This window comes from Photobacterium satsumensis (genome assembly GCF_050336935.1).
In the GTDB taxonomy this organism is placed as follows: Bacteria; Pseudomonadota; Gammaproteobacteria; order Enterobacterales; family Vibrionaceae; genus Photobacterium; species Photobacterium satsumensis.
The window spans coordinates 77,756-99,562 of sequence record NZ_JAKJSK010000018.1; the positions used below are offsets into that span (position 1 = coordinate 77,756).

13 protein-coding genes, 1 tRNA gene and 2 rRNA genes are annotated in these 21,807 nt (G+C 51.7%); 7 read left to right on the forward strand and 9 right to left on the reverse strand.

Annotated features, from left to right (window positions below):
• Positions 1 to 169 precede the first annotated feature (169 nt).
• Complete coding sequence (gene argA / locus L4D79_RS26850; RefSeq protein WP_428656309.1) at positions 170 to 1,495, forward strand: amino-acid N-acetyltransferase; 1,326 nt, start codon at positions 170 to 172, stop codon at positions 1,493 to 1,495.
• A 189-nt stretch (positions 1,496 to 1,684) separates the two neighbouring features.
• On the opposite strand, the gene recD is transcribed toward argA, so the two are convergent.
• The 4 genes from recD to L4D79_RS26870 all read right to left on the reverse strand — a co-directional run bounded on the left by recD (position 1,685) and on the right by L4D79_RS26870 (position 12,340).
• A complete protein-coding gene (gene recD, locus L4D79_RS26855) occupies positions 1,685 to 3,829 on the reverse strand; it encodes an exodeoxyribonuclease V subunit alpha (protein ID WP_428656340.1) in 2,145 nt (714 codons plus the stop codon).
• Positions 3,822 to 7,466 (reverse strand): exodeoxyribonuclease V subunit beta, encoded by a 3,645-nt coding sequence (recB, locus tag L4D79_RS26860; protein ID WP_428656311.1) that lies wholly within the window; start codon positions 7,464 to 7,466, stop codon positions 3,822 to 3,824. Before recB ends, recD begins: the two co-directional genes overlap by 8 nt.
• A 292-nt stretch (positions 7,467 to 7,758) precedes the next feature.
• Positions 7,759 to 11,217, reverse strand: a complete 3,459-nt coding sequence (gene recC, locus L4D79_RS26865; RefSeq protein WP_428656313.1) for an exodeoxyribonuclease V subunit gamma — start codon at positions 11,215 to 11,217, stop codon at positions 7,759 to 7,761.
• A gap of 142 nt (positions 11,218 to 11,359) precedes the next feature.
• Positions 11,360 to 12,340 carry a TDT family transporter gene (locus L4D79_RS26870; RefSeq protein ID WP_428656315.1) on the reverse strand — a complete coding sequence of 327 codons (981 nt, stop codon included), beginning with the start codon at positions 12,338 to 12,340 and terminating at the stop codon, positions 11,360 to 11,362.
• Between the two features lie 152 nt (positions 12,341 to 12,492).
• On the opposite strand from L4D79_RS26870, the gene L4D79_RS26875 reads away from it, so the two are divergent.
• Positions 12,493 to 13,377 carry a LysR substrate-binding domain-containing protein gene (locus tag L4D79_RS26875; protein ID WP_428656317.1) on the forward strand — a complete coding sequence of 295 codons (885 nt, stop codon included), beginning with the start codon at positions 12,493 to 12,495 and terminating at the stop codon, positions 13,375 to 13,377.
• Between the two features lie 2 nt (positions 13,378 to 13,379).
• On the opposite strand, the gene L4D79_RS26880 is transcribed toward L4D79_RS26875, so the two are convergent.
• Entirely contained in the window at positions 13,380 to 14,066 is a 687-nt protein-coding gene (locus L4D79_RS26880) for a DNA-3-methyladenine glycosylase I (RefSeq protein ID WP_428656342.1), read from the reverse strand.
• A gap of 83 nt (positions 14,067 to 14,149) precedes the next feature.
• On the opposite strand from L4D79_RS26880, the gene L4D79_RS26885 reads away from it, so the two are divergent.
• From L4D79_RS26885 to L4D79_RS26905, 5 genes are all read left to right on the forward strand, one after another.
• On the forward strand, positions 14,150 to 14,449 hold the full coding sequence (locus L4D79_RS26885; RefSeq protein ID WP_428656319.1) for a YebG family protein: 300 nt from the start codon (positions 14,150 to 14,152) through the stop codon (positions 14,447 to 14,449).
• 251 nt (positions 14,450 to 14,700) lie between these two features.
• Complete coding sequence (gene dapD, locus L4D79_RS26890) at positions 14,701 to 15,732, forward strand: 2,3,4,5-tetrahydropyridine-2,6-dicarboxylate N-succinyltransferase (protein ID WP_428656322.1); 1,032 nt, start codon at positions 14,701 to 14,703, stop codon at positions 15,730 to 15,732.
• Between the two features lie 88 nt (positions 15,733 to 15,820).
• Entirely contained in the window at positions 15,821 to 16,120 is a 300-nt protein-coding gene (locus L4D79_RS26895) for a hypothetical protein (protein ID WP_428656323.1), read from the forward strand.
• A 243-nt stretch (positions 16,121 to 16,363) separates the two neighbouring features.
• A complete protein-coding gene (locus L4D79_RS26900) occupies positions 16,364 to 17,563 on the forward strand; it encodes a multidrug effflux MFS transporter (RefSeq protein ID WP_428656326.1) in 1,200 nt (399 codons plus the stop codon).
• Positions 17,564 to 17,600: 37 nt separating this feature from the next.
• A complete protein-coding gene (locus tag L4D79_RS26905) occupies positions 17,601 to 17,945 on the forward strand; it encodes a DUF2799 domain-containing protein (protein ID WP_428656328.1) in 345 nt (114 codons plus the stop codon).
• A 61-nt stretch (positions 17,946 to 18,006) separates the two neighbouring features.
• Here L4D79_RS26905 and L4D79_RS26910 read toward each other — a convergent pair whose 3' ends face one another.
• From L4D79_RS26910 to L4D79_RS26925, 4 genes are all read right to left on the reverse strand, one after another.
• The gene (locus L4D79_RS26910) at positions 18,007 to 20,502 is read right to left on the reverse strand and encodes an FG-GAP repeat domain-containing protein (protein ID WP_428656331.1); all 2,496 of its coding nucleotides are present in this window, start codon (positions 20,500 to 20,502) and stop codon (positions 18,007 to 18,009) included.
• Between the two features lie 708 nt (positions 20,503 to 21,210).
• Positions 21,211 to 21,287: transfer RNA gene (locus tag L4D79_RS26915), tRNA-Asp, on the reverse strand.
• 66 nt (positions 21,288 to 21,353) lie between these two features.
• Positions 21,354 to 21,469: ribosomal RNA gene (gene rrf, locus L4D79_RS26920) — 5S ribosomal RNA — on the reverse strand.
• 124 nt (positions 21,470 to 21,593) lie between these two features.
• A 23S ribosomal RNA gene (locus tag L4D79_RS26925) occupies positions 21,594 to 21,807 on the reverse strand; the annotation flags it as partial.

The window sequence follows — 21,807 nt, forward strand, 5'->3', positions numbered from 1 at the left end:
GAACGAGATCTTGTCCCCAAGTTTGCTGGAGAAGTTACATCCGTAAAACAACCCCACCAGTGAATTTTTATTGACATAAATCGCATAATCATTAATAACATCTCTATTATCTCGTCGTTAAGCACGATCATTGCCCGCGTCGACAACACTGCTACAAGGAAAGCCAGCTGTGAAGTTCAGAAGTACTGCCTTGGTCAAAGGGTTCCGCCAGTCGGCCCCTTACCTCAATGCCCACATCGGCAAAACCATCGTCATCATGGTTGGCGGGGAAGCCATTGCCCATGAAAACTTTTCTCATATCGTCAATGATATCGCGCTTCTCAACAGTCTGGGGCTGCGTATTGTGATGGTGTATGGTGCCAGGCCGCAAATTTCCAACCTCGCCGAGCAAATGAATTATCCAACCCCTTACCACAAAGGGGTTCGGGTAACAAACGAGCGGGCACTGGAAATTGCCAAACAGGCAGCAGGACACCTCCAGCTAGATATTACGGCAAGGTTCTCGATGGGGCTCAACAATACCCCGATGGCCGGTTCACAAATCAATATTGTCAGCGGTAATTTTGTTATTGCCCAACCGCTGGGAATTGATGACGGGGTGGATTACGCCCACAGCGGGCGGATCCGCCGGATAGATACCGAAGCCATCCACCGTCAACTCGACCAACGTGCCATTGTGTTACTTGGTCCGATAGCCAGCTCTGTCACCGGTGAGTGTTTCAACCTGACCTCGGAAGAAATCGCCACCCAGCTAGCGATAAAACTGAAGGCCGACAAACTAATCGGCTTTTGCTCCGAGCAAGGGGTGTTGGACTGCGACGCAGAGGTGGTTTCCGAAATGCTGCCGATTGAAGCAGAGCATGCCCTACAACGGCTGGTTGCATGTCAACAGGAAGGTAGCGGTACTGGACGCTTCTTGCGCGGTGCGATCACCGCCTGTCGGGCTGGCGTCCCTCGCAGCCATTTGATCAGCTACAAAGAAGACGGCGCCTTGATCCAGGAGCTGTTCTCTCTCGATGGGATCGGTACCCAAATAGTCATGGAAAGTGCCGAGAAAGTCAGGCAGGCCACGATCAATGATATCGGGGGGATCCTCGAGCTGATCCGCCCGCTGGAGCAAGACGGTATTTTGGTCCGCCGCTCGCGCGAGCAACTCGAGCAGGAAGTCGAGCAGTTCACCATTGTCGAACGTGATGGACTGATCATCGGCTGTGCCGCCCTGTACCCGTTCCCTGACGAGAGAATGGCCGAGATGGCCTGCGTCGCCGTCCACCGCGATTTCCGCGATGGTGACCGCGGTGCCCTGTTGCTCAACCAACTCAAGCTGCAAGCCAAGAGGATGGGCTTACTCCACTTGTTTGTCCTCACCACCCGCAGCCTGCACTGGTTCCGGGAGCAGGGCTTCAGTGAATCCAGCGTCGAAAGCCTACCGGTTACCAAGAAAGCGCTGTATAACTTCCAGCGCCGATCCAAGATTTTGATTTTGGATTTGTAGTTCGCTAGCCAGTAAGAAACACACAGGCCGCGCACAACTGGCTAAAGAATGAAAACTCCCAAAACCACACGAGTACATCCATGTAGCTCCAAACCTACCCGTCATCCCTGACGGGTAGGTTTGGGAGTTTTATTCCCCAGCCTGCTATTCAAATTCATCAAAAACTATTTCAATAACCATTTCAAATAACTATCTCAACAAGCTCGCCAAGCCACTCGCCCGCTCTGTTCGCATAGTCACCGAGCGATTGAGCACATCCTTGGTGGCAAACATATACAGCTTGAATTTCGCCCTCGTCACCCCGGTGTATACCAACTCGCGGGTGAGGATCGGACTAAAATCAGGCGGCAGTACCATCAGGGTATCGGCAAACTCCGAGCCCTGCGATTTGTGGATAGTCATGGCATACACTGTATCGTGATCAGGTAACCGGCTTGGCAGCACGCCGCGAATGGTGCCATCCGGCATCTCGAAGTAGACCCTTAGCGGGCGATGACCCGTGAGCGGATCGACCTCGCTGTCGTACATCGCAATACCAATGTCACCGTTGTAAAGCCCCAGACCATGGTCGTTCTGGCTAATCATCACTGGTCGGCCGACATACCAAGTCTCATCTCCAGGGGTAATCTTCCCCTTGCGCGCCAAGGCCCGCTCAATACGTTGGTTCAGACCCGCGACACCAAAGTCACCTTCACGCACCGCACACAACAGGCGCACCTGGGCAAATGCTTGCAGCACGTCGCCCGGTGTTTTGCCCTCGGCAATGGCGTCGAGGTAATCGCTGTAGAATGTCACCACATTAGTGATCATCGTCAGGTAACTATCGCTACCCAGCGGATAGTACTGGATATCACGAAACCCCTTTTGCCAAACCTGTTCAACCTGATATGGCTTACCGCTGTTGATCGCCTTGGCCAACTGGCCAATCCCTGACTGGGCGTGGAAGCGATAGCTCTTTTGCAGCATGCACAAGCTATCAGCAACCGCTGACGGTGCAGCCAGTGCTTGCTGGAAACTAAAACCCGTCAACCGGCCAAGCAACTGGCTTTGATCTGTGGTGTAACCTTGCTCAGCAAAACCACATATATCGCCCAGTACCGCCCCGGCTTCTACCGAGGCCAGCTGATCCCTGTCACCCAATAAAATCAATTTGGCATGGGCAGGCAAGGCATCGAGCAAACGTGCCATCATCGGCAAGTCTACCATCGAGGCTTCGTCCACCACCAAGACATCCAAGTGCAACGGGTTTTCGCGGTTATGACGAAAAGCAACCCGATTGGGGATGGCACCGAGCAAGCGGTGAATGGTACTGGACTGCGTCGGGATATGACTTTTCACCACATCGTCAACAGCGAGGGAATCCACCGCCGAGCCAATCGACTCGGTCAGCCTTGCTGCCGCTTTACCGGTGGGTGCCACCAGCTTGATATCGGGTAATTGCAAAGCCCCTTGCTCATCCCGTACATCACGTTGGATCCCCTGGGTCACCAAAGCCGCAAGCAGTTTGGCAACCGTGGTCGTTTTACCGGTACCGGGACCGCCGGAGATCACTGCAAACTGACGGGTCAGGGCAACAGCCGCCGCAACTTTTTGCCAGTTGAGGCAGCTCACGGCCGGGACCAAGGTATCCAGCACCGACAACGCCTCGACACTTCCGGCAACAACAAGGGCAGCATCTATCGCAGACCAATCCAAAGCGTCTGGGGTAACGACATCAAGCTTGTCGCAGACTTCTCTCTGTCGGTCCTGCGCGGTGCCCCCCTGCTGTTCAAGCTGCTGCAATGCGGCAAACAAGTAACGATAATCACGGGCAAACAATTCATCGAGTTTGGATGCCATCAATTCGGGCTGAAGATCATTTTCACCATCTTGCGCCCGCAGGCGGAGCTGAGACGCGACCATTTGCTCGAACTGCCAATAGCGGTTGAGATAGATCCTTTCGCCATCGATAACCAACGGCGTCGGACGGCTACCGTCCGATACTGCCCCCGACAGAGCCAGCAGGGATTGCCATAAACGGGGCTCAGGCAAGCCATCAACCAAAGGTAAGCTGAGTTTGCTTGGCAAACCGAATAATCGCGCGGTATCAATTTGCGGCAATCGCAGGCATACATGACCCTGTCCCAGCTCATAGCTTGCCAGTGCCGCGACTACCGTAACTAAACGGCTCACTTGCGGGTCAACAGACCCTGTCGATTCAGCTTGGTCTCCGGTAAGCGGCTGCTGGCTACTGCTTAAAGCAACAAATTTGGCAAACTGGTGATCCAGCGGACGCACGCTTCCTTGGCGGGCAAGCGTTTCAATCTGAGCAAGCGTTTCAAGGTGGTTAAGCATCTGGTGATTCTCCGTCAATCAAGGTCTCCAGTTCGGTCAACAAAGCCAGAGATGGCTTGGCACTAAAGATACCGCTATCGCTGCCGGCCTTAACCCCCCGCAGAAACAAGTAATAGACACCACCGAAGTGATCATCGTAGTTATAGTCAGCCTTGCGGCTTTTCAGGAAGCGGTGCAAGGCCAGTGCATAGAGCTGGTACTGGAGATCGTAACGATGATCGACCATCGCATGATCCAGCATGTCTCCCCGGTACATATTGGGATCATCACCCAACCAGTTCGACTTCCAGTCCAATACGTAATAGCGGCCATCATGCTCGAATACCAAGTCAATGAAGCCCTTGAGCATGCCGCTAACGGTGGCGAAACCCAGCTCGCCGGCTTTAGCCGACAAATTATCGTGGCGGGCAATCACCTTGTTGAGCAGTGGCGCCGACAACAAATTGATCGGCAGCATAAACTCCATTTCCGTCAAGCGCTGGGCTGGTACCATCTCACCCAACCGCATCGCATCACCATCAAGCGGGCACGCCAGGACATCACGGATCATGGTCTGCAATACCGGCAGCCATTCCTCGTCGTAATTTTCCAGCCGCAGCAACTCCAGGATCTTCTCTGTCGTTTCCGGACTGTCGACCGGCGCAGTAAACTCAATTTCCTCAAACAGAGTGTGTAGGAAAGTACCCGGCCGCGCCCCTTTCGGAAAGGTATAGATTGAACGGGCTGGCTCGACCTCTTCATCCCCCAAGGCTTCATCACCCGATGAGTCGGTATCAAACCCAGGCAACTCGAAAGAGGCATCATGATGGCTATGGCCTTGCTTGATCAGCCCCGAATAACTGGTGATCCACCAGCTACGGTCAATCTGTTTATCAAACACGGATGCCGATAATTGCGGCTTGTCTTCCTCAATCGGTAGCCATGGGCTGTCAGGTAAAGGTGGCGGCGGCTCAACCGTTACAGCCTCAGACTGGGCAGCCAACACGTCGAGCGCATTTGCCAACTCGATCAAGCCGCCCTCTTGGGCGTTTTGTACCAACCAGCCGATTGCCGAGCGGTGCAGGCCCGTTGGCTCCTTGCGGCTCAAGCCGTTGCGGATCGGCGACATCCCGATATAGCAACCATACACAGCACGGGTTAGGGCCACATACAACAAGCGCAGATCTTCCGCCAATCGCTCTTTCTCGGCCAGCTCCATACTCTCTTCGCTGGCGGCGATATCCAACACCGATTGCTGGCTCTGCTCATCATGGAACAGCGCGGTACTGGCTTCGCGGTAGCTACAGACAAAAGGCAGGAAGACAATGTCATATTCAAGCCCTTTGGACTTGTGGATAGTGACGATCTGGACCAAGTTACGGTCTGACTCCAAGCGTAGCTGCTGCTCATCGGCATTGCCGTTGGGTTCTTCAATATGCTCAGCCAACCAGCGTAACAGGCCATGGTCACTGTCGAGGGTCTGACTTGCCTGCTGCAGTAGCTCACCAATATGCAGAATATCGGTTACCCGACGTTCACCGCCGTTTTGGCTCAGCAAGGTTTCCGGGATCTTACGCTGGGCCAGCATATGGCGTAGCATCGGCAGCACCCCGCGGCTTTGCCACAATTTACGGTAACCACGGAATTCCGAGACATATTGCTCCCAGACTGTTTCACTGGTGTTCATCGCATCAAGCGCCTGCGCTGTCAGGGCAAACAGGCTTGAAGCCAATGCAGCACGCATATTACGATCATCTTCAGGGGTCAGTACCGCCTGCAGGAAACGCAATAAATCTACCGCTTCGGTACAGGCAAAAACGCTGTCACGATTAGACAGGTAGACACTGGCAATGCCTTGATCGGCCAAGGTACGACGGACCAATGCCGCTTCGCTACCGGTACGGACCAATACCGAAATATCACTGGCATGAACCGGCCGGGTTTGTTCACCATCCACCAATACGGCCTTGCCCTGCTGTGACTGGGTGAGGATTTTCTGAATCTCAGCCGTCGTTGCTTCGGCCATCACCTGCTGGTAATCGCCTTTCTTAACCGGCTCCTCGGCCTGCTGGTGCCAGAAGCACATTGCAGGCTGCTTCACACCATCAAGTTGCCACCCCCGCCCCTGTGCCTTCGGGCTATGATCAACCGGCAGGAAGGTAATGTCTTCATCGTAGATAAACGGCCGGTCCGGATGCTGGAAGATCCGATTAACCGCACCGACCATCTCCGCCGTCGAACGCCAGTTGGTACCCAGCGTGTAGTGGGCTGTGACCTGACGGCGCGCCTGAATATAGGTAAAAATATCAGCGCCGCGGAAGGCATAAATCGCCTGCTTGGGATCACCAATCATAAACAAGCCGCATGGCCTAGAATCAGATGGTATTAAGCCGCCTTCTGGCAATTCAGCTTCAAGGCGCTCCTCACCATAACTATCCTGACCGTAGATCGTACTGAAAATACTGTACTGCAGTGGATCGGTATCCTGGAATTCATCGATCATCGCCACCGGAAACAGGTGCCTGATGCGGCTCGCCAGCAACCCGCTGTCATCTTGGCTCAGTGCTGCCGAAAGCTGGGTTAGCAGATCGTCAAAAGAGAGCCAGCCCTTACGCTGCTTGGCTTCAAGCAATAACTGGCGACACTCTTTTATCGCATGGGCCAATAAGGGATCGCGCACATTGGGCTTGTCAGCCAGCAGCTCACCGATCGCCACAAACACCGGGTGCTCCGGCGGTTGCCCTTTACTGGTTTTGTCAAACAGCACGTGCTGGTCAAATTTATCCAGTGATTTGGGCAGTTGGTAACCGGTATTCTCCCGATCGGCCCATTCACCAACTTCAGCCAGCGCTTTGGGCAAACTGGTTTTGGTGTAGCTGCGCTTGTTCACGCCAGAGCTAGCGATAATGTCATGCAGATCGCCGGCACTTTCACGCCACAGTCGCTTGACGTGATTGATGCGCTGCAAATTCTGTTCGTGTACCTGCTCGAGGCTGCCACTCAGCTCTGGAGCTCGAACCGTAATTTCTGCCCCAGACAAAAAGCGGTTGACCTCTTTTAGCAAGGCACCCGGCGCAGCCCAGATCTTCCGAACCTCCGCGGCCAAGCTTCGCGGCAGCGGATAAAAATTACGGCGCCAGAAATCGGCCACGACCTGCGCTCGCAGATGGCTCTCTTCAGTCACAAACTCATTGTTGAACAAGCTGCCCGACTCAAAGGCATTCTGGGTCAACATCCGCTGGCAAAAACCGTGGATAGTAAAGATCGCGGCCTCATCCATCTGGCGCTCGGCCTGTAGCAGGATCGCGGCTGCCGCCTTGTGGTCAGAGATATCGGCCAACAGTGGCTTAATCACCGGATCATTACTGCTGCCTCGGCTAAAGGCCAAGCGGGCATCATGGATCCGGCGACGAATACGATCACGTAGCTCAGCGGTTGCCGCTTCGGTAAAGGTTACCACCAAGATCTGATCCACCGTCAGCTCACGGGGAAACCGAGTCTGATCGTCACCATGGCCAAGCAGCAAGCGTAAATACAAACTGGCGATGGTGAAGGTTTTCCCGGTACCGGCCGATGCTTCAATCAAACGATTGCCGTGGAGGGGAAAATACATCGGCTCCAGCGGCTCCGGAGTAATGAGAAGAGATTGTTGAGTCATAGAATACGCCGATTCCTATCAGTGAACTGGGCCACGTTTTCATCAGAAAACCCCACCTGTTCAAAATTATTTTTTGTGATCTAGCACGAATTCAAATAAATATATCGAAATCCGACACTAACTCATCTATCAATATGAGAGACGTTTCACGGTTTCCAACCAGCGGGTCCGCTAGTATCTGAGCCACGAAATCTGGTCACCTCTGGACCGGTGGCCGTACAGCGAACACCCTACAATCAATAATGATTTGCTGGCGGCCACGCTACACCTCCCTGCCTTGCCCACAGTACGATTAGCCCTGCTCGACCTCTCGCAACTGCATCACGGCAGGTTTGAGGATATGGGTTTCCCACTGCAATAACTGCGCAGCAAGTTCGTCATCCCATAGCGGCCACACCCGATGGATATAGCTGTTATTGCCTTCACCGTCGAACATGTAACCGCCGTTAAAGGCCTCAGCCCTTTTGCCATCGGCCTTCGCCAAGGTCGCTGAGTCGTCACACCATTGTCCCTTTTTATCAATACAGGCCTGGATCCCGGCATGGGCAGTACGGGGGAAATACGGTAACGGCTGGGTAAGCCCACGGTCATAGCCCTCGATGAGTACAGCCAATTGTTCCATCGCATACTGTGCCGATACCGGTTCAAGCAGCCAGCTGCCATCAACCCCGATAAGGTAAGTCGGCTGGCTTGGCTTCATTACCGCCAAGCACAAGTGATCAAGCCAACAGGCCAAAATATCCTGCGCCCGGATTTTACCGGGGCGATAGCGGACCAAACCTTGCTGGGTAACATGTTTGAGCCACCCCTGTAGGCGGATCCCGCGCCCTGCAACCGACACGACGCAATCGACCTCAACATCTGGTAGCGGTTGAGCCATAAACTGGGCCACATTATCAGCCAGTTGCTCTATCTGAGCGCGTTCTTCCAATAGCTCCAGCTCACCAAACTGCGCCACCGGCAAGCCGCCTGCCGCCTGCTGGTAACGAGCAAACTGCTCGAACGCTTGGTCTCGGTTTATTGATCTGCCTTGTGAGGGTTGTCTTTGACAGTCGAGGAAGGTCGTCAGCAAGGCTTCCCGCAACTGGTAACGTCCCAAGCCGTCGAGGGCAAAGGGTTCATCATCTTCCGGCCCGCCCTGATGACCATCAAAGAACACTTTCAGGCGGCGGTTGAAGAAGTATTGCACCGGCAAACGCCAGAACCTTGTCAATTCCGCCAGCTCCAATATGCCCTCGGCCCTGTCATCGCTCAAGTCCGGCTCTAGCGGCACCGACTGGAATATTTCAGGCTCAATAAAGGCCTGATTGGCGACCGGAAGCCATTCTGCAGCATAGCTATTGCTCCCCCCGCAAAAAGACTGTGGGCTGAAAGGCACCAATGGATGGATATTGGTCAGGTTCGCCACCAGCTTGTGCGCCGATTCATCGACCGGCAAGGCTTCGTCGCCGGCAAGGCAATACCCCTGCTGGCAATATTCGAGTAATTCGCTCACCAGCACCGATGGGACTTTTTCACTGTTGTCTTGGATTGAGCGCCCGACATAGCTGATATACAGCGCTTGCTGGGCTGACTGGATAGCCTCGAGGAATAGGTAGCGGTCATCATCCCGGCGCGAGCGGTCACCGTGACGGGTTCGGCCAGCCATGAGATCAAACCCTTCGGGTGGGATCGATCGAGGGTAAACACCGTCATTCATCCCCAGTAGACACACCACCTTGAACGGGATCGAACGCATCGGCATCAGGGTACAAAAGTTCACCTGACCGGCCAAAAAGCGCTGGCTGACACGCTCACCCGATAGCTTGCCGTTGAGGTAATCGCGCATCACCGCGGGCGTAATATCGGAATGGTAACCGGCATCAGCCAACTGCTGCTCAAGCTGCTGGAGCTTGTCACGGATCATCCGCAGCACCATTTCGCCGTCAATATCGACCGCAAAGCAGTTATCCAGCATCTGGTTGAGCAGCGCAATCCAGCTCGCAATCGGCTGCGGCTGGGCCAACTGCTGGCGGTAGTGCACCAAGGTTTCGATGAACTGGCCGAGCTGGCCGGCCATTTCGGCATCCATCCCCTGTACTTCTTCATAGGCCAGCACACCTTGATATAGCCCGGCATCTTGCGGCATAGCGTAGCCCAACAGCATACGCTGCAAACCAAATAGCCACGTATTCTGCTGCTGGCGCGGTAGGGAGAACTCCTCGGCGGTGTCATCATCCAACCCCCATCGGATCCCCACTTCTTCAATCCACAGTTTGACCCGCTCGAACTTATCACTATCAAAACCAAACCGGGCCATAACCGCCGGAACTTCAAGCAGCTCCAATAGCTCTGAAGCCTGACAGCGGCTTTCCGGCAATGCCAGCAGGCGTAAGAAGGCGAGTAAGGACGGGTTTTCCTGATCAGCGCTGCGATCCGAAATAGAAAATGGGATATAGCGATCACCCGGCGCATTGCCGAACACCGCCTGGATATAAGGGCTGTAGCTGTTGATATCCGCCACCATCACCACAATATCCCGGGGGGATAGTTCAGGGCTCTGCGCCAACATTGCCAGAAGGTTATCGTGCAGTACTTCCACTTCACGCATCGGTGAATGGCAAGCATGGACACTCAACGAGTTATCATCGCCAGCAACGGCCAGTTTATGGTGGCTGGACTCGGTGATTTCATCATTGATCCGATCATCCAAATTGAGGATGTCAGCCTGAACGGCATGGAGTAATGAGTCAGGCTCGATATCGACAAACGCCTCAACTTCATGGGCTTCCATATCCGATAACAGATACAGGTTATCCCGCCCTAGCTTACCGAGTGATGCCAGCAAGGTATTGCCCACAGCCCCCTCGTGGGTTTCATCCACCACATTAGCTTCAATATCTCCCTTGAGCGGAGAAATAACCGCACCGTGTTCACTGTGATCGGCACACCACTGCAGCTGCTGGCGCTGTTTGGCCGCCAGCCGGGCGAGGAATTTACGATCCCGTACATCCCCCCAGTAATGCCGGCAGGGATTAGTAAACATCAGATGGACATCGATATGCTTGCCCAGCGCAGCCAAAGCATCGAGATAACGCGGCGGCAGCGCAGAGATACCAAATACGAACAAGCGCTTAGGCAGCCCTTCCGGCAATGGCGAGCCACTTTGCAAGTAACCTTCAAGCGTTTCGATGAAGTGATCGTACAGGTTGGCACGGTGATAGGGCGACTGGCCCAGAGCCAGGGTGTGATCATAGAGCGACTGCCACAGTAATGGCTGCCACGGGTGTTCTTCCACCAGCTCGGGGTCTATCACATCGGATTCCCAAGACTGGATCCACTCCGGCCGATACACCAAATATTGGTCAAAGATATCGGCGATTTTTTCAGCCAGCTGGTAGCTTTTAACCAAGTTGGGATCGTCACTGAGATAGTTGGCCAGTGGCGCGAACTCGGGACGTGATAATTGCTCAGGCAGCACCTGCAACAGTTTCCAGGTCATGGCCTCTTTATTAAAGGCACTGCGTTCAGGCACATCACTCAGCACTTGGGTGAACATATTCCAGATAAACGTCGCCGGCAGCGGAAACTCGATATTGGCGGCAATCCCCTGAGACTTCGCCAGTTCCAGTTTCAGCCACTGTGACATGCCGGGACTTTGAACCAAGATCTGCTCTTGCTCAAACGGATTGGCCAACGGATCCAAACGGATTAGCTCAACAAGCAGGGACTTCAGAAGATCCAGTTGATTAGAGTGATAGACAGTAAACACGCGAGTGACTCACCGGTAGAGGAAATTACCTTTGATTGTCTACCATCAATGGATTAGCTGCAAATTCAAATCATTAAAAAGCCCAGCATTGCTGGGCTATTAATCAGATGCCTTCTTAAGCACCGAGTTTCTAACTAGCCTATCACGCTCGGCTTGGAGTCAGGCAGTGCAGCAACTGAGCAACCGGGCGGTAAAACGCCGCGTAGCGAAGAGCAACATAACTGACTAGCACAGTCGCAACATAGAGTTCAAAGTGCGCCAGCGCCGACACCTGTTGGATATATTCAACACCGTATCCCTGAGTGGTCATCCAAGCTGCCGCTTTAAACATCGCCGTTGCACTAATCACCAATGGGAAAGTGAATGCGGCATAACCCGGGCTGAACGACAGACGCAGTAAGCGAAAAAGCGTAACGTAAATCACAAAGGTCATCAATACTGCAATCCCACCCAGCAACGCAATCAAAACCGGTGATGGCTCTTGGCTTACTGTCAAATATCCTGCCAATGACAGGCTGGCAGGAGCCGCCATAATCGCAATGGTTGGTTTGGCAGCATCAGGAATTTCATGGCTGAATATCAGGCGGTATACCATCAAAGGTAGCATCACCGCATAGATCCCCATACCGAATAACTGCAGACCTTCTGCCAATGGGCGCAATGCACCGCCAGGAAAAGCCACGTCAGCTACGATAATACCGATTGGCGGTACAAACCAGCTTGGAACCATATGGTGCAACTCAAACTCTTTTACACGGTGGTAAGTAAACAGTGCCAAGAAGATCAGGTGCAGTACAACGGCTGCAAGCCACAATGCCTGGCCTGCAATCGGATAATAGATACCCAGCGCCTTGGACACGACCATGACCCCCATGGCAAACGTCGGTGCCACACTGCCTACAACAGGGTGGCTGAGATCTTGCCATAAAGCTCTTGGGTGAATAAGAAACTTAAACAGCAACACCACCAACAAGATACTAGCGATCCCTGCCCCGATCAGTTGTCCTCGACCTCCAAGATCCGCGGCATTTTCCCAACACCAGCCGAGGCTAGCAATACCTAGAGCCAAGCCAGCCATTGGAGTCGGTGCACCCAGTACTTTTTGCTTTGTTACTGTAATCATTTCATCGCTCCCCAAAGACAGCACGTCAGTAGTATTAAACACCCGGCTAGTGTAGCCATGCCTCTGTGTTTATGATACTTGAATATATTTAATGTATAGTTAAGAGAAACGAAACGTCAGACGTAATAAATAGACAAAAAAAGAGACACCGAATGAATATTGCCCTACGCCAATTGAAAGTGTTTGTCACTGTCGCCCAAGAGCTGACCATTACTGCTGCGGCTGAGAAGTTATTTCTCTCCAAACCCGCAGTCAGCATGGCGCTCTCAGAGCTGGAGAAGCAGCTTGGCCACAAGTTGTTTGACCGCAACAATAATCGCCTGCTGATCAACGAGCAGGGGAAACGCTTGTTGCCGTTAGCCGATGAGTTGCTGGCTCGTAGCCAGGACATTGAGCAGTTGTTTAGCCAGGAAGGGCCGGTAACCGGAAAGTTGAAAATCGGTTCAAGTGATACCGTCGGCAATCAAGTAACCCCGTTTCTGCTGCGTGACTTCCGCCAAGACTCTGGCCATTGCGATCAGAGCCTGTTCATTGCCAATACCGCCCAAATCTGCCATATGCTCAGTGAGTTCGAGCTGGATATCGGCTTGGTCGAGGGCAAGATACAAGCCGACAACCTGGCCGTGATCCCTTGGCTGGGCGATGAAATGGTCGTGGCCTGCCACCCCGACCACCCGCTAACACAGGTTGAGCAGCTTAGCTTGAGCGATCTTGAACACAGCGAATGGATACTGCGCGAGCCCGGCTCCGGTACCCGGGAATATTTTCTTGGCCGTCTGGCCCCTCGGCTGGAAAACTGGCATCAGGCTTTCGAGCTCAACAACACCGAAGCCATTATCAACTGTACTGCTGCAGGCCTTGGTATTACCTGCCTCTCCCGCCGCGCCGTCGAGCATGCCGTCAAGGACAACCGCCTCACCATTCTGTCGCTACCGCTCGATATGCAGCGCCAGTATTGGCTGCTCTACCACAAAGAGAAATACCAAAGCCCGTTGCTAAAGCTGTTTATCACCTTTTGCCAGCAGTGGCACTTGTAACATCACACACGGTTATCACCGCCGCTGAACGCAATGATCTGGCTGATTTGGCACATCGGTCGGCCAGATTCCTGCTGCCAGTCACTAAAGGCTGTTTGCGCGGCCGTCAGTGATTTTTGCGTATCCCGCCCACCATCAATAATACCGCTCTGACGCAAATAGGCTTCAACATCCCGGCTCAGAATGAAGGTATCTTTCCCCATGATACGCAACGTGTAAGGGCCGGTATTGCCGCCCAAGCGCTTACCGTGCTTTTTCAAATAGCGCCATAGCCCGGTGATATCATCCTGCGGCCAATCCGCGACCATGGCCGCAAAAGAACCATGCTCAAGCGCAGCTTCGTGGACCATCTGGGCATTTTCAGGAATGGTCATTACTTTGCCCAAGTGGCGGATAATGGCTGGTTCGGTTGCTTTACGCTCCCACATTTCAGTCGGCATCAACAGCATTTTTTCAATATCAAAACCAAAGAACACCTCTTCGAAATTGGGCCATTTGTTACGTACCACCTGCCAGCTGATCCCGGACTGAAAGACTTTCTGGGTAAACGCCGCCAGCCAGCGATCATCGCCTATTTGTTTTAGCTGATCAGCTGACCATGGGGTCGCCAACATGCTCTCTAGCACACCCTCTCCACCCTTACGTTCCGCGGCTCGGGCATATATTTGCGAAAATTTTTCTCTTGCCATCACATTAACACGCTTATCACTGGACATTGCCCTTAATGCTACTGTATAAACAGCCAGTAAATCAATTTCGGGAGAGGGTGACCATGGCTGTTATCATCAAATATGTAGTTGAGCGCAACGGAGAAGAAAAGATGACTTTCACCTCTAAGTCCGAAGCCGACGCATACGACAAAATGCTAGATATGGCTGACGAGATGTTTACTTTGCTAAGCGAAAGTGAGCTTTTCGAGGATGAAGCCAAGCAAGAAGAGCTTTCGCTATTCTTGGCACAAAAACGTGAAGACGTGCTAGTTGCACTGGGCGCGAAGAAAAAAGCAGCGCCGAAGAAAAAAGCGGTAAAGCCTGAAGTTGTTGCCGAGCAACAGGATGACGCTGCAGCTTAATTGCTGAGCCTGCCAAGATTCTTCATAAAAGCCTCCTCTTAAGGAGGTTTTTTATTTTCAGCAGTCGTATGTTCCACCGCTAAAATTATCCATAGTGGTAGCCGTTCCTCATTGTCATAATTTCATCATTTTTCACCGATTCCCTCCTCCCCCCTTCAATATCGGCGCAAGTGTCTTTATGATGGGTTCATCACACTTTGCCGACCGACAGCGTCCGGCATGAATTACTTTGACATGGAGAACCAACAGTAATGGCCAGCTTTTCACTAGCCCTTGGTACTGCAACCAAAAACCGCGATAACAAAATCATCGAAGCGTTTTTTCCAACCCCGATCCTAAACCCAGCTGACGCGCTAGTTGACGCCATTGCCGCTATCGTCGATTACAAGGAAGGTAATCAGGCTATCGAAATCACGACAGCCCAGAGCGCTGATCTTGCTGCAGCTTTCAACGCAGCTGGTGAAGAAGCCAGTGCAAGCTTCGCGACGAAAGCCGCGGCATCAGACCAGCCGCTTGTGGTTGTGATCCTGGCGACTGACGAAGCACCGGCTTCGGTTTCTGAAGGCTTCCTGAAGCTACAGCTTATCTCTCACCGCCTAGTTAAGCCACACGGTGTGGTACTAGACGGGATCTTCGGCCTGCTTCACAACATCGCTTGGACCAACCAAGGTCCTATCGATCTGCCTGAGCTGGCTGAGCGCCAAATGGCAGCGCGCCTGAACGGCGAAACCATCACTGTCGACTGTGTCGACAAGTTCCCGAAAATGGTCGACTACGTGGTGCCGACTGGCGTGCGCATTGCTGACACATCTCGTGTTCGCCTGGGTGCGCACGTGGGTGAAGGCACAACGGTTATGCACGAAGGCTTCATCAACTTCAACGCTGGCACAACGGGTGTAAGCATGGTTGAAGGCCGTATCTCTGCGGGTGTTGTCGTGGGTAATGGCTCTGACATTGGTGGTGGTGCCTCTATCATGGGTACCCTGTCTGGCGGCGGTAAAGTTGTCGTATCGATTGGCGAAAACAGCCTACTGGGTGCCAATGCCGGCCTAGGCTTCCCAATGGGCGACCGTTGTACAATCGAATCTGGCCTATACGTGACGGCTGGTTCGAAAGTTCGCATGCTTGATAAGAGCGGGCAGGAAGTGGAAATGGTGAAAGCACGCGATCTTGCTGGTGTGTCTGATCTACTGTTCCGTCGTAACTCTGTGACTGGACAGATCGAGTGTCTGGCAAACAAATCAGCGGTAGAGCTGAATAGTGAGTTGCACAGCAACAACTAATAGCTTGTAACAAAACGCCTCATCAGAGGCGTTTTTTCTTTTTAGCGTTTATGAGAAGGTATCAGCAAACAAAAATAAGGAGTAAGTAATGACGTTTTTCTGTGAACGGAAAGAGACTGACAACGCGATCAAAATTGTCCTTAAACCCCATTCATTGTATGTGATGCTACTATTGCTAACGGTATGGCTGGTAAATGAAATGGTATTGCACATTATGCCAGTGACTCAAATTATTATGCCGATGTTCATCGTATTTATGGTGATCCGCTTTTTCTCCTTGGTCAAAGTGCAAAAAGAAGTACTGGTCGCAATGAAGCAAGGTAAGGTACAAACCACAGGCAGTAAGTTCTCCTTTTCAAATCCCTTTACCTACACCATCAGCAAGTGAATAAGCGCTCGTTCCAATTGGGAAATAATCCCGTGAGCCCGCGCTGCTTATCCTTCCGCTCTTAACTGTGCATAATATTTATACCCTGCGACTTAAATATGCGGGGTTCAGCAAGAATTTGCTGGAGGTCAACACGCCCTCGCTATTCCATTCGGTTATCTCCCTTGAACTGAGCAAATTGGTTAAGTTCTCAATCTAGCAGCTTCAGATCACTTGGGGATAAGCCACAAAACAGGAGAGAAAATGGCCGGATTTAACTGGAAACCACTATTGCTTGCATGCTTGATTGTCAGTATCGGCCAATTAAGTTTAGGACTGGTCTTTCCAGCACTACCTGCCATTGCAGACTCCCTTCAGCTCTCTACCGAACAAGCCCAGTTGTTAGTTTCAGGGTACTTATTCAGCTTCGGTGCCTCACAGCTTGTCTATGGTCCATTATCCGATGTCCTTGGCCGTCGACCCGTCTTGCTAAGCGGCCTATTAATTGCTGCATTGGGGTTGGCTGTCGCCGTCTTACGTGCCGACACGTTCCATTGGTTGCTGCTCGGCCGAATTATTCAGGGGATGGGCGCAGGCAGTGTGGCGGTATTAGCACGGGCCACCATTCGTGATAGCTACCAACGCCAAGATCTGGTCAAGGCTATGACCTGGGTGGCAATTGTCGCCGCCTTCACCCCAATCATGGCCCCCGTCATCGGCGGTATTGTAAACCACCATTTTGGCTGGCTAACGGTGTTTGCCGTACTACTGGGCTATATCGCCATTGTCTGGTTACTGTTGCTACTGTGCTTTTCTGAGACCCTATCGACTACCCAGCGTCCACAGTCGGTGAGCCAATTGGCTAAATCCTATTTGTCATTGATCCAAGATCGGCACTTCCTCTCCTTCGCCGGTATCGGCTGGGTTAACTTCTCGCTGGTTGTCCTGTCTATTTCGATGATGCCGTTTATCATGCAGATACAAATCGGAATGACCTCCGAACGTTACGCCCTTTGGGCGATGGGGCCTGCGTTTGGCTTGCTATGCGGCGGCTTAATCTGCCAAAGGCTACGCCCGCGGTTGGGAACGCAAAAAATGTTAATGCTCTCCCCGCTGCTACATCTGGTGGCTGGCTCGGTATTAATCGCAGCGCCTCTGTCACCGGTCTGGATGGTCACCGGCCATTTCCTAATGGCAATGGCCAACGGTATTGCCTTTCCCTGTGCCCAATCGCTGCTCCTTGTTCCCTACGGCAACAAAGCCGGTACGGTCTCGGCCCTGTCAGGAGCCTGCCAGATGGTGTTTGCTTCGCTGCTAAGCAATGGCTTATTGAAGCTTGGGATCAGCCAAGCCTGGCACTTGGGGGGGCTGATGGTGATAGGCGCCGGTATGGGGCTATTATTGGCAATCCTAGGGACAATGAGCGAAAGCGGCCGCCGGGCAGTGGCAACTCTCAACGGATAAACCATAATTAACTCAGTTCTTTAATTGAGGAATAACCATGGCTAGGTTACTGAGTTTTTGCTTACTGGGCATTTCACTCACTTTTCTGGCAGCCTGTTCAAGCCAGTATGAAACCGACTTGGCGAAAAACAAGCAGTGGGAAGAGCTTGGTGCCTATCATGGAGAGCAAGGTTATCGGGAATTGGATGAGATAGATCTCGGAAAGCGTGGCGGCTTTTCTGAAATAGACTATGAAAAATACCGGGCAGGCTACCTGAAAGGGCGATTTGATTACTGTACGGGTAAGCAAACCGTGGGGACGGTCATTAACCCGGGCTATCCGGATGACTGCCAAGATAGCCAATCAAGTTCGAGCTATGGCTTGGTTGAGCGGGGGTATTAAGCGTTATTCACCCTACGTTAGCCTAAATAAAAAAATGGCAGCCGAGGCTGCCATTGAGTTTTTATTGAGCGGGTTGGTTAAGGTAAACCCCACTGTCGCTCGAACCAAACAGAATCAAGTCCAAATCGCCGTCATCATCCAGATCTCCAAATAACGGTTCATTGTGATATTTGCCGAAATTACCGCTGCTTGATGGCGTAAATTGACCAGAACCATCATTGAAGTAAAGCTGGGCATCTTCAACATATGCACCTGTAATAACCACATCCAAGTGGCCATTACTGTTTACATCAGCAAAAGCGACAGCCCGGCCATTGACACCAAATGGAACATCGGATTTTTCAAAAACTCCGGTGCCATCATTGATATACAAGTTATTTTGCTCAACGCCCTGAAAGTCCATATTGGTAAGGAGAATGTCCGGCTTGCCATTACCATTCACATCACCCACGGCAACATTAAAGCGCTTCTCTTTTTGGCTGACGCCAAAGCGTTGGCCGGAATCGGTAAAATGCCCTTCTCCGTCATTGAGGTAAATCATGGTGCTGTTATCGCCACCACCATAGATGATGTCTAACCCATTTACCCCATCAACATCTGCAAGCGCCACGTTGGATGAATGTGATGAAGCTCCATGCTCACTCAAATACTCATCGCTATCAATAAAACCACCCTGGCGATCGTTGAAATAAACCAGTGGCGCCTTCCACTCTTGACCAACAACAATATCTAGATAGCCATTGCCATTCAAATCACCGACAGCAATAGATTTTGTCGCCCCTTTGCCAAGCAAAATACCGGAATCAACAAGCTTGCCGTTTCCACCATTGAAGAAAATCTGATCGCCATCAGACGTCGCTCGGACAAGATCCTGGCGGCCGTTACCGTTTAAATCAGCAGCAAAGATGGCGTTGGTACGGCGTTGATCAACAAAGCTCAATTCAGACTCAGTGAAATTACCCTTGCCATCATTTTGGTAAATCATAACTCCATTAGTTCGTTTACCAACGACAAGGTCAAGATGGCCATTACCGGTAATATCCGCTAGCGTAGACGCATTAGCATAGCGTTCTTCACCACTGCCCCCATAAGTGATTTGTTGGTGTTTTTCAAAGTGACCGTCACCAATATCATCACGCTTCTCTAGGTGCAACAGCAGGTTTTCAACCGCCAAGGGTTCCATAACCAAGGTTTCAGAGGCACCGAAGATACTGTCACGAACGGCAATGTTATGCTCACCTGCAACCAAATGAGCCTTAAATGAACCCGTGTTGTATTCAGAGCCTGTCAGACCAACCAATTTATCATTGATATAAACCTCAGCGCCCATCGCTGGCTGCCAATCCCGATCCAGAACGCTTAACATCATCGTCCCCAGGATACGGCCGGAAATAATGCTCTCCCGCTTAAGTTCAAGCTTACAACCTAGGGTCTGGTTGATCTCGACATTGATAGAGGTGTTACAGCTTGCGAACGGTACCGAGTTATATTGGTCCGAGGCTTCATTAGCCTGGTGGAATGCAAGGTATGCCGCGACTGTATCTTGGCCGCCGGTCAAAAACATCTCACTGGCTTTATAGGTGCCGTTCACATCTTTGACTTCTAGCACTTTCTCCTGCGGGGGAACATGCTCGCCGCTCAACCTGACAATCAGCGCCAAATCTTGTGCCGAACCCGCTTCCTCCACAACTTCATTGGGAATGACAAAGCTAAATGTGCCTTCATCCTTAAGCTCATCAAGCACAAAGTCGACATCGGTCTGAAGAGGGATGACATCCATCTTCGCATCTTCACCTTCAACGAAGTTAATGCGGTTCTCTTCATCCTCGCTCTTGCCCACCATCAAATTACCATCATAAAGACGCATCGCCATCAGGTACTCCCCTGGCTCTACATTCATGATGATCTCGGCAATCCCTGTTTCCTTGTTGATGGTGTAAACAGTTTCGGCTGCATTATTAATAGATAAACCAAACTGTGGATTGTTCAGTGCTTCCAGCTCTTCTGCCGGCCAAGAGAACGTAAGTTTAGAAACATACTGTACTTTATCAAAGTCACTGATTGTATCGCCTAGGTTTGGCAACAAGATAAAGTCAATTTCAGGTTCTACGCCATCAACAATTTTTTCACCAAGTGCCTGTGCGACATATTGTCGCTGCTGGGCATCCCTTGAATTCAGCAACAAAACAAAATCATAGGTTCCTGGCTTTAGTGCCAACGAGCGGTGCGAAATTGTCTCAACATTGCCGTCACTATCTACTTTCTGGGTGACAGGCCAATCAAATGTTTGCTTGTCATTCGTTAGAATATCAGTGACTTCAAGGACACCGTCATAACGCTTGTCCTGTGTAACCTGTGTTGCTTTGGCCGATTTTGATGCGTAACCCGAAACTGAGTCAGCCTGCTCATTACCAATCGACTGTAAGTAAGTCGCGGCAAACTGAGTATTCACATCGAATTCGGCGCTAGGCGCATCCTTGCTGTCTCCACCACACCCTGCTAACAGCACAGAGAGTAAAGCGCTTGTAAGCAGCCGTTTTTTTATTTTTATGTCCATTATTATTCCATATATGAGTTTTAACGAATTGCATACCATGGCATACATCGCGCCGGGAAATTAGCACAATCCAATTCAATACAACAACTTACAATTATTTCAAATCATTAAAAAACAGAACACAAGCTCTAAAAATGAACGAATATACCCCAGAAGCATGAAGGGCTATTGCTTACAAATAAGCAACCATTAGCACAAAAACAATAGATACAAAAAAGCCTCAGTATTTCTGCTTGGGCCTAGTATAAGTGGCGGAGGGCCGGGCTTCCGGGCGTGACCAAAGTGCACAGCACTTTCGGGAGCATCAGATACAAGAAAGCCCCGTCTTTCGACGAGGCTTCTTAATAAGTGGCGGAGCTGATGGGACTCAACGCGCACGGCCAGTGCCGCAACTAAAGTGCGCAGCACTTTTAGGGCGCACAGAATGCAAAAAAGCCTCGCTATTTCTAGCGAGGCTTCTTAATAAGTGGCGGAGCGGCTGGGCCGGCACTCCGGCGGGACTCATTCGCCTGCAAGGCGAACATATCCGACAGGTGTAAAAAAGCCCGAGTCTTTCGTCGGGGACGCCTAGTCTCGGGCTTAGTATAAGTGGCGGAACGGCCGGGCTTGCGTACAAGCGGGACTCAAGCCGCAGGCTCGTGAGAATACTTTTTCAATGCTACAGATAGCAAAAAACCCCAGCCTTTCGACTGAGGTTTCTTTAATAAGTGGCGGAGCGGACGGGACTCGAACCCGCGACCCCCGGCGTGACAGGCCGGTATTCTAACCAACTGAACTACCGCTCCACACGGTGATAAACATGTTCATGTCTATCCGATACACGTCGTTCAATCCGTATATCTAAATTGGGAGCCTGGCGATGTCCTACTCTCACATGGGGAGACCCCACACTACCATCGGCGCTATTACGTTTCACTACTGAGTTCGGCATGGGATCAGGTGGGTCCATAATGCTATGGTCGCCAAGCAAATTCTTTTGAAAACATTCAGCTGGTAGGCGGAATATCTTCATAATCTGGGAAAATCTGACTAGTTGTTCTCAACACTCATCCAAGTGCTCATGGAGTCCGCTAAAACCCCTTGGGTGTTGTATGGTTAAGCCTCACGGGCAATTAGTACAGGTTAGCTCAACGCCTCACAGCGCTTACACACCCTGCCTATCTACGTCGTAGTCTTCAACAACCCTTTAGGAACCTTATAGGTTCAGGGATGACTCATCTCGAGGCTCGCTTCCCGCTTAGATGCTTTCAGCGGTTATCGATTCCGAACTTAGCTACCGGGCAATGCGTCTGGCGACACAACCCG

Bases quoted from the DNA above. Each gene is read 5' to 3' on its own strand.
- recD (WP_428656340.1), bottom strand. From the start codon at position 3,829: ATGCTTAACCACCTTGAAACGCTTGCTCAGATTGAAACGCTTGCCCGC.
- recB (WP_428656311.1), bottom strand. From the start codon at position 7,466: ATGACTCAACAATCTCTTCTCATTACTCCGGAGCCGCTGGAGCCGATG.
- L4D79_RS26870 (WP_428656315.1), bottom strand. From the start codon at position 12,340: ATGATTACAGTAACAAAGCAAAAAGTACTGGGTGCACCGACTCCAATG.
- L4D79_RS26875 (WP_428656317.1), top strand. From the start codon at position 12,493: ATGAATATTGCCCTACGCCAATTGAAAGTGTTTGTCACTGTCGCCCAA.
- L4D79_RS26880 (WP_428656342.1), bottom strand. From the start codon at position 14,066: ATGGCAAGAGAAAAATTTTCGCAAATATATGCCCGAGCCGCGGAACGT.
- L4D79_RS26885 (WP_428656319.1), top strand. From the start codon at position 14,150: ATGGCTGTTATCATCAAATATGTAGTTGAGCGCAACGGAGAAGAAAAG.
- dapD (WP_428656322.1), top strand. From the start codon at position 14,701: ATGGCCAGCTTTTCACTAGCCCTTGGTACTGCAACCAAAAACCGCGAT.
- L4D79_RS26895 (WP_428656323.1), top strand. From the start codon at position 15,821: ATGACGTTTTTCTGTGAACGGAAAGAGACTGACAACGCGATCAAAATT.
- L4D79_RS26900 (WP_428656326.1), top strand. From the start codon at position 16,364: ATGGCCGGATTTAACTGGAAACCACTATTGCTTGCATGCTTGATTGTC.
- L4D79_RS26905 (WP_428656328.1), top strand. From the start codon at position 17,601: ATGGCTAGGTTACTGAGTTTTTGCTTACTGGGCATTTCACTCACTTTT.
- L4D79_RS26910 (WP_428656331.1), bottom strand. From the start codon at position 20,502: ATGGACATAAAAATAAAAAAACGGCTGCTTACAAGCGCTTTACTCTCT.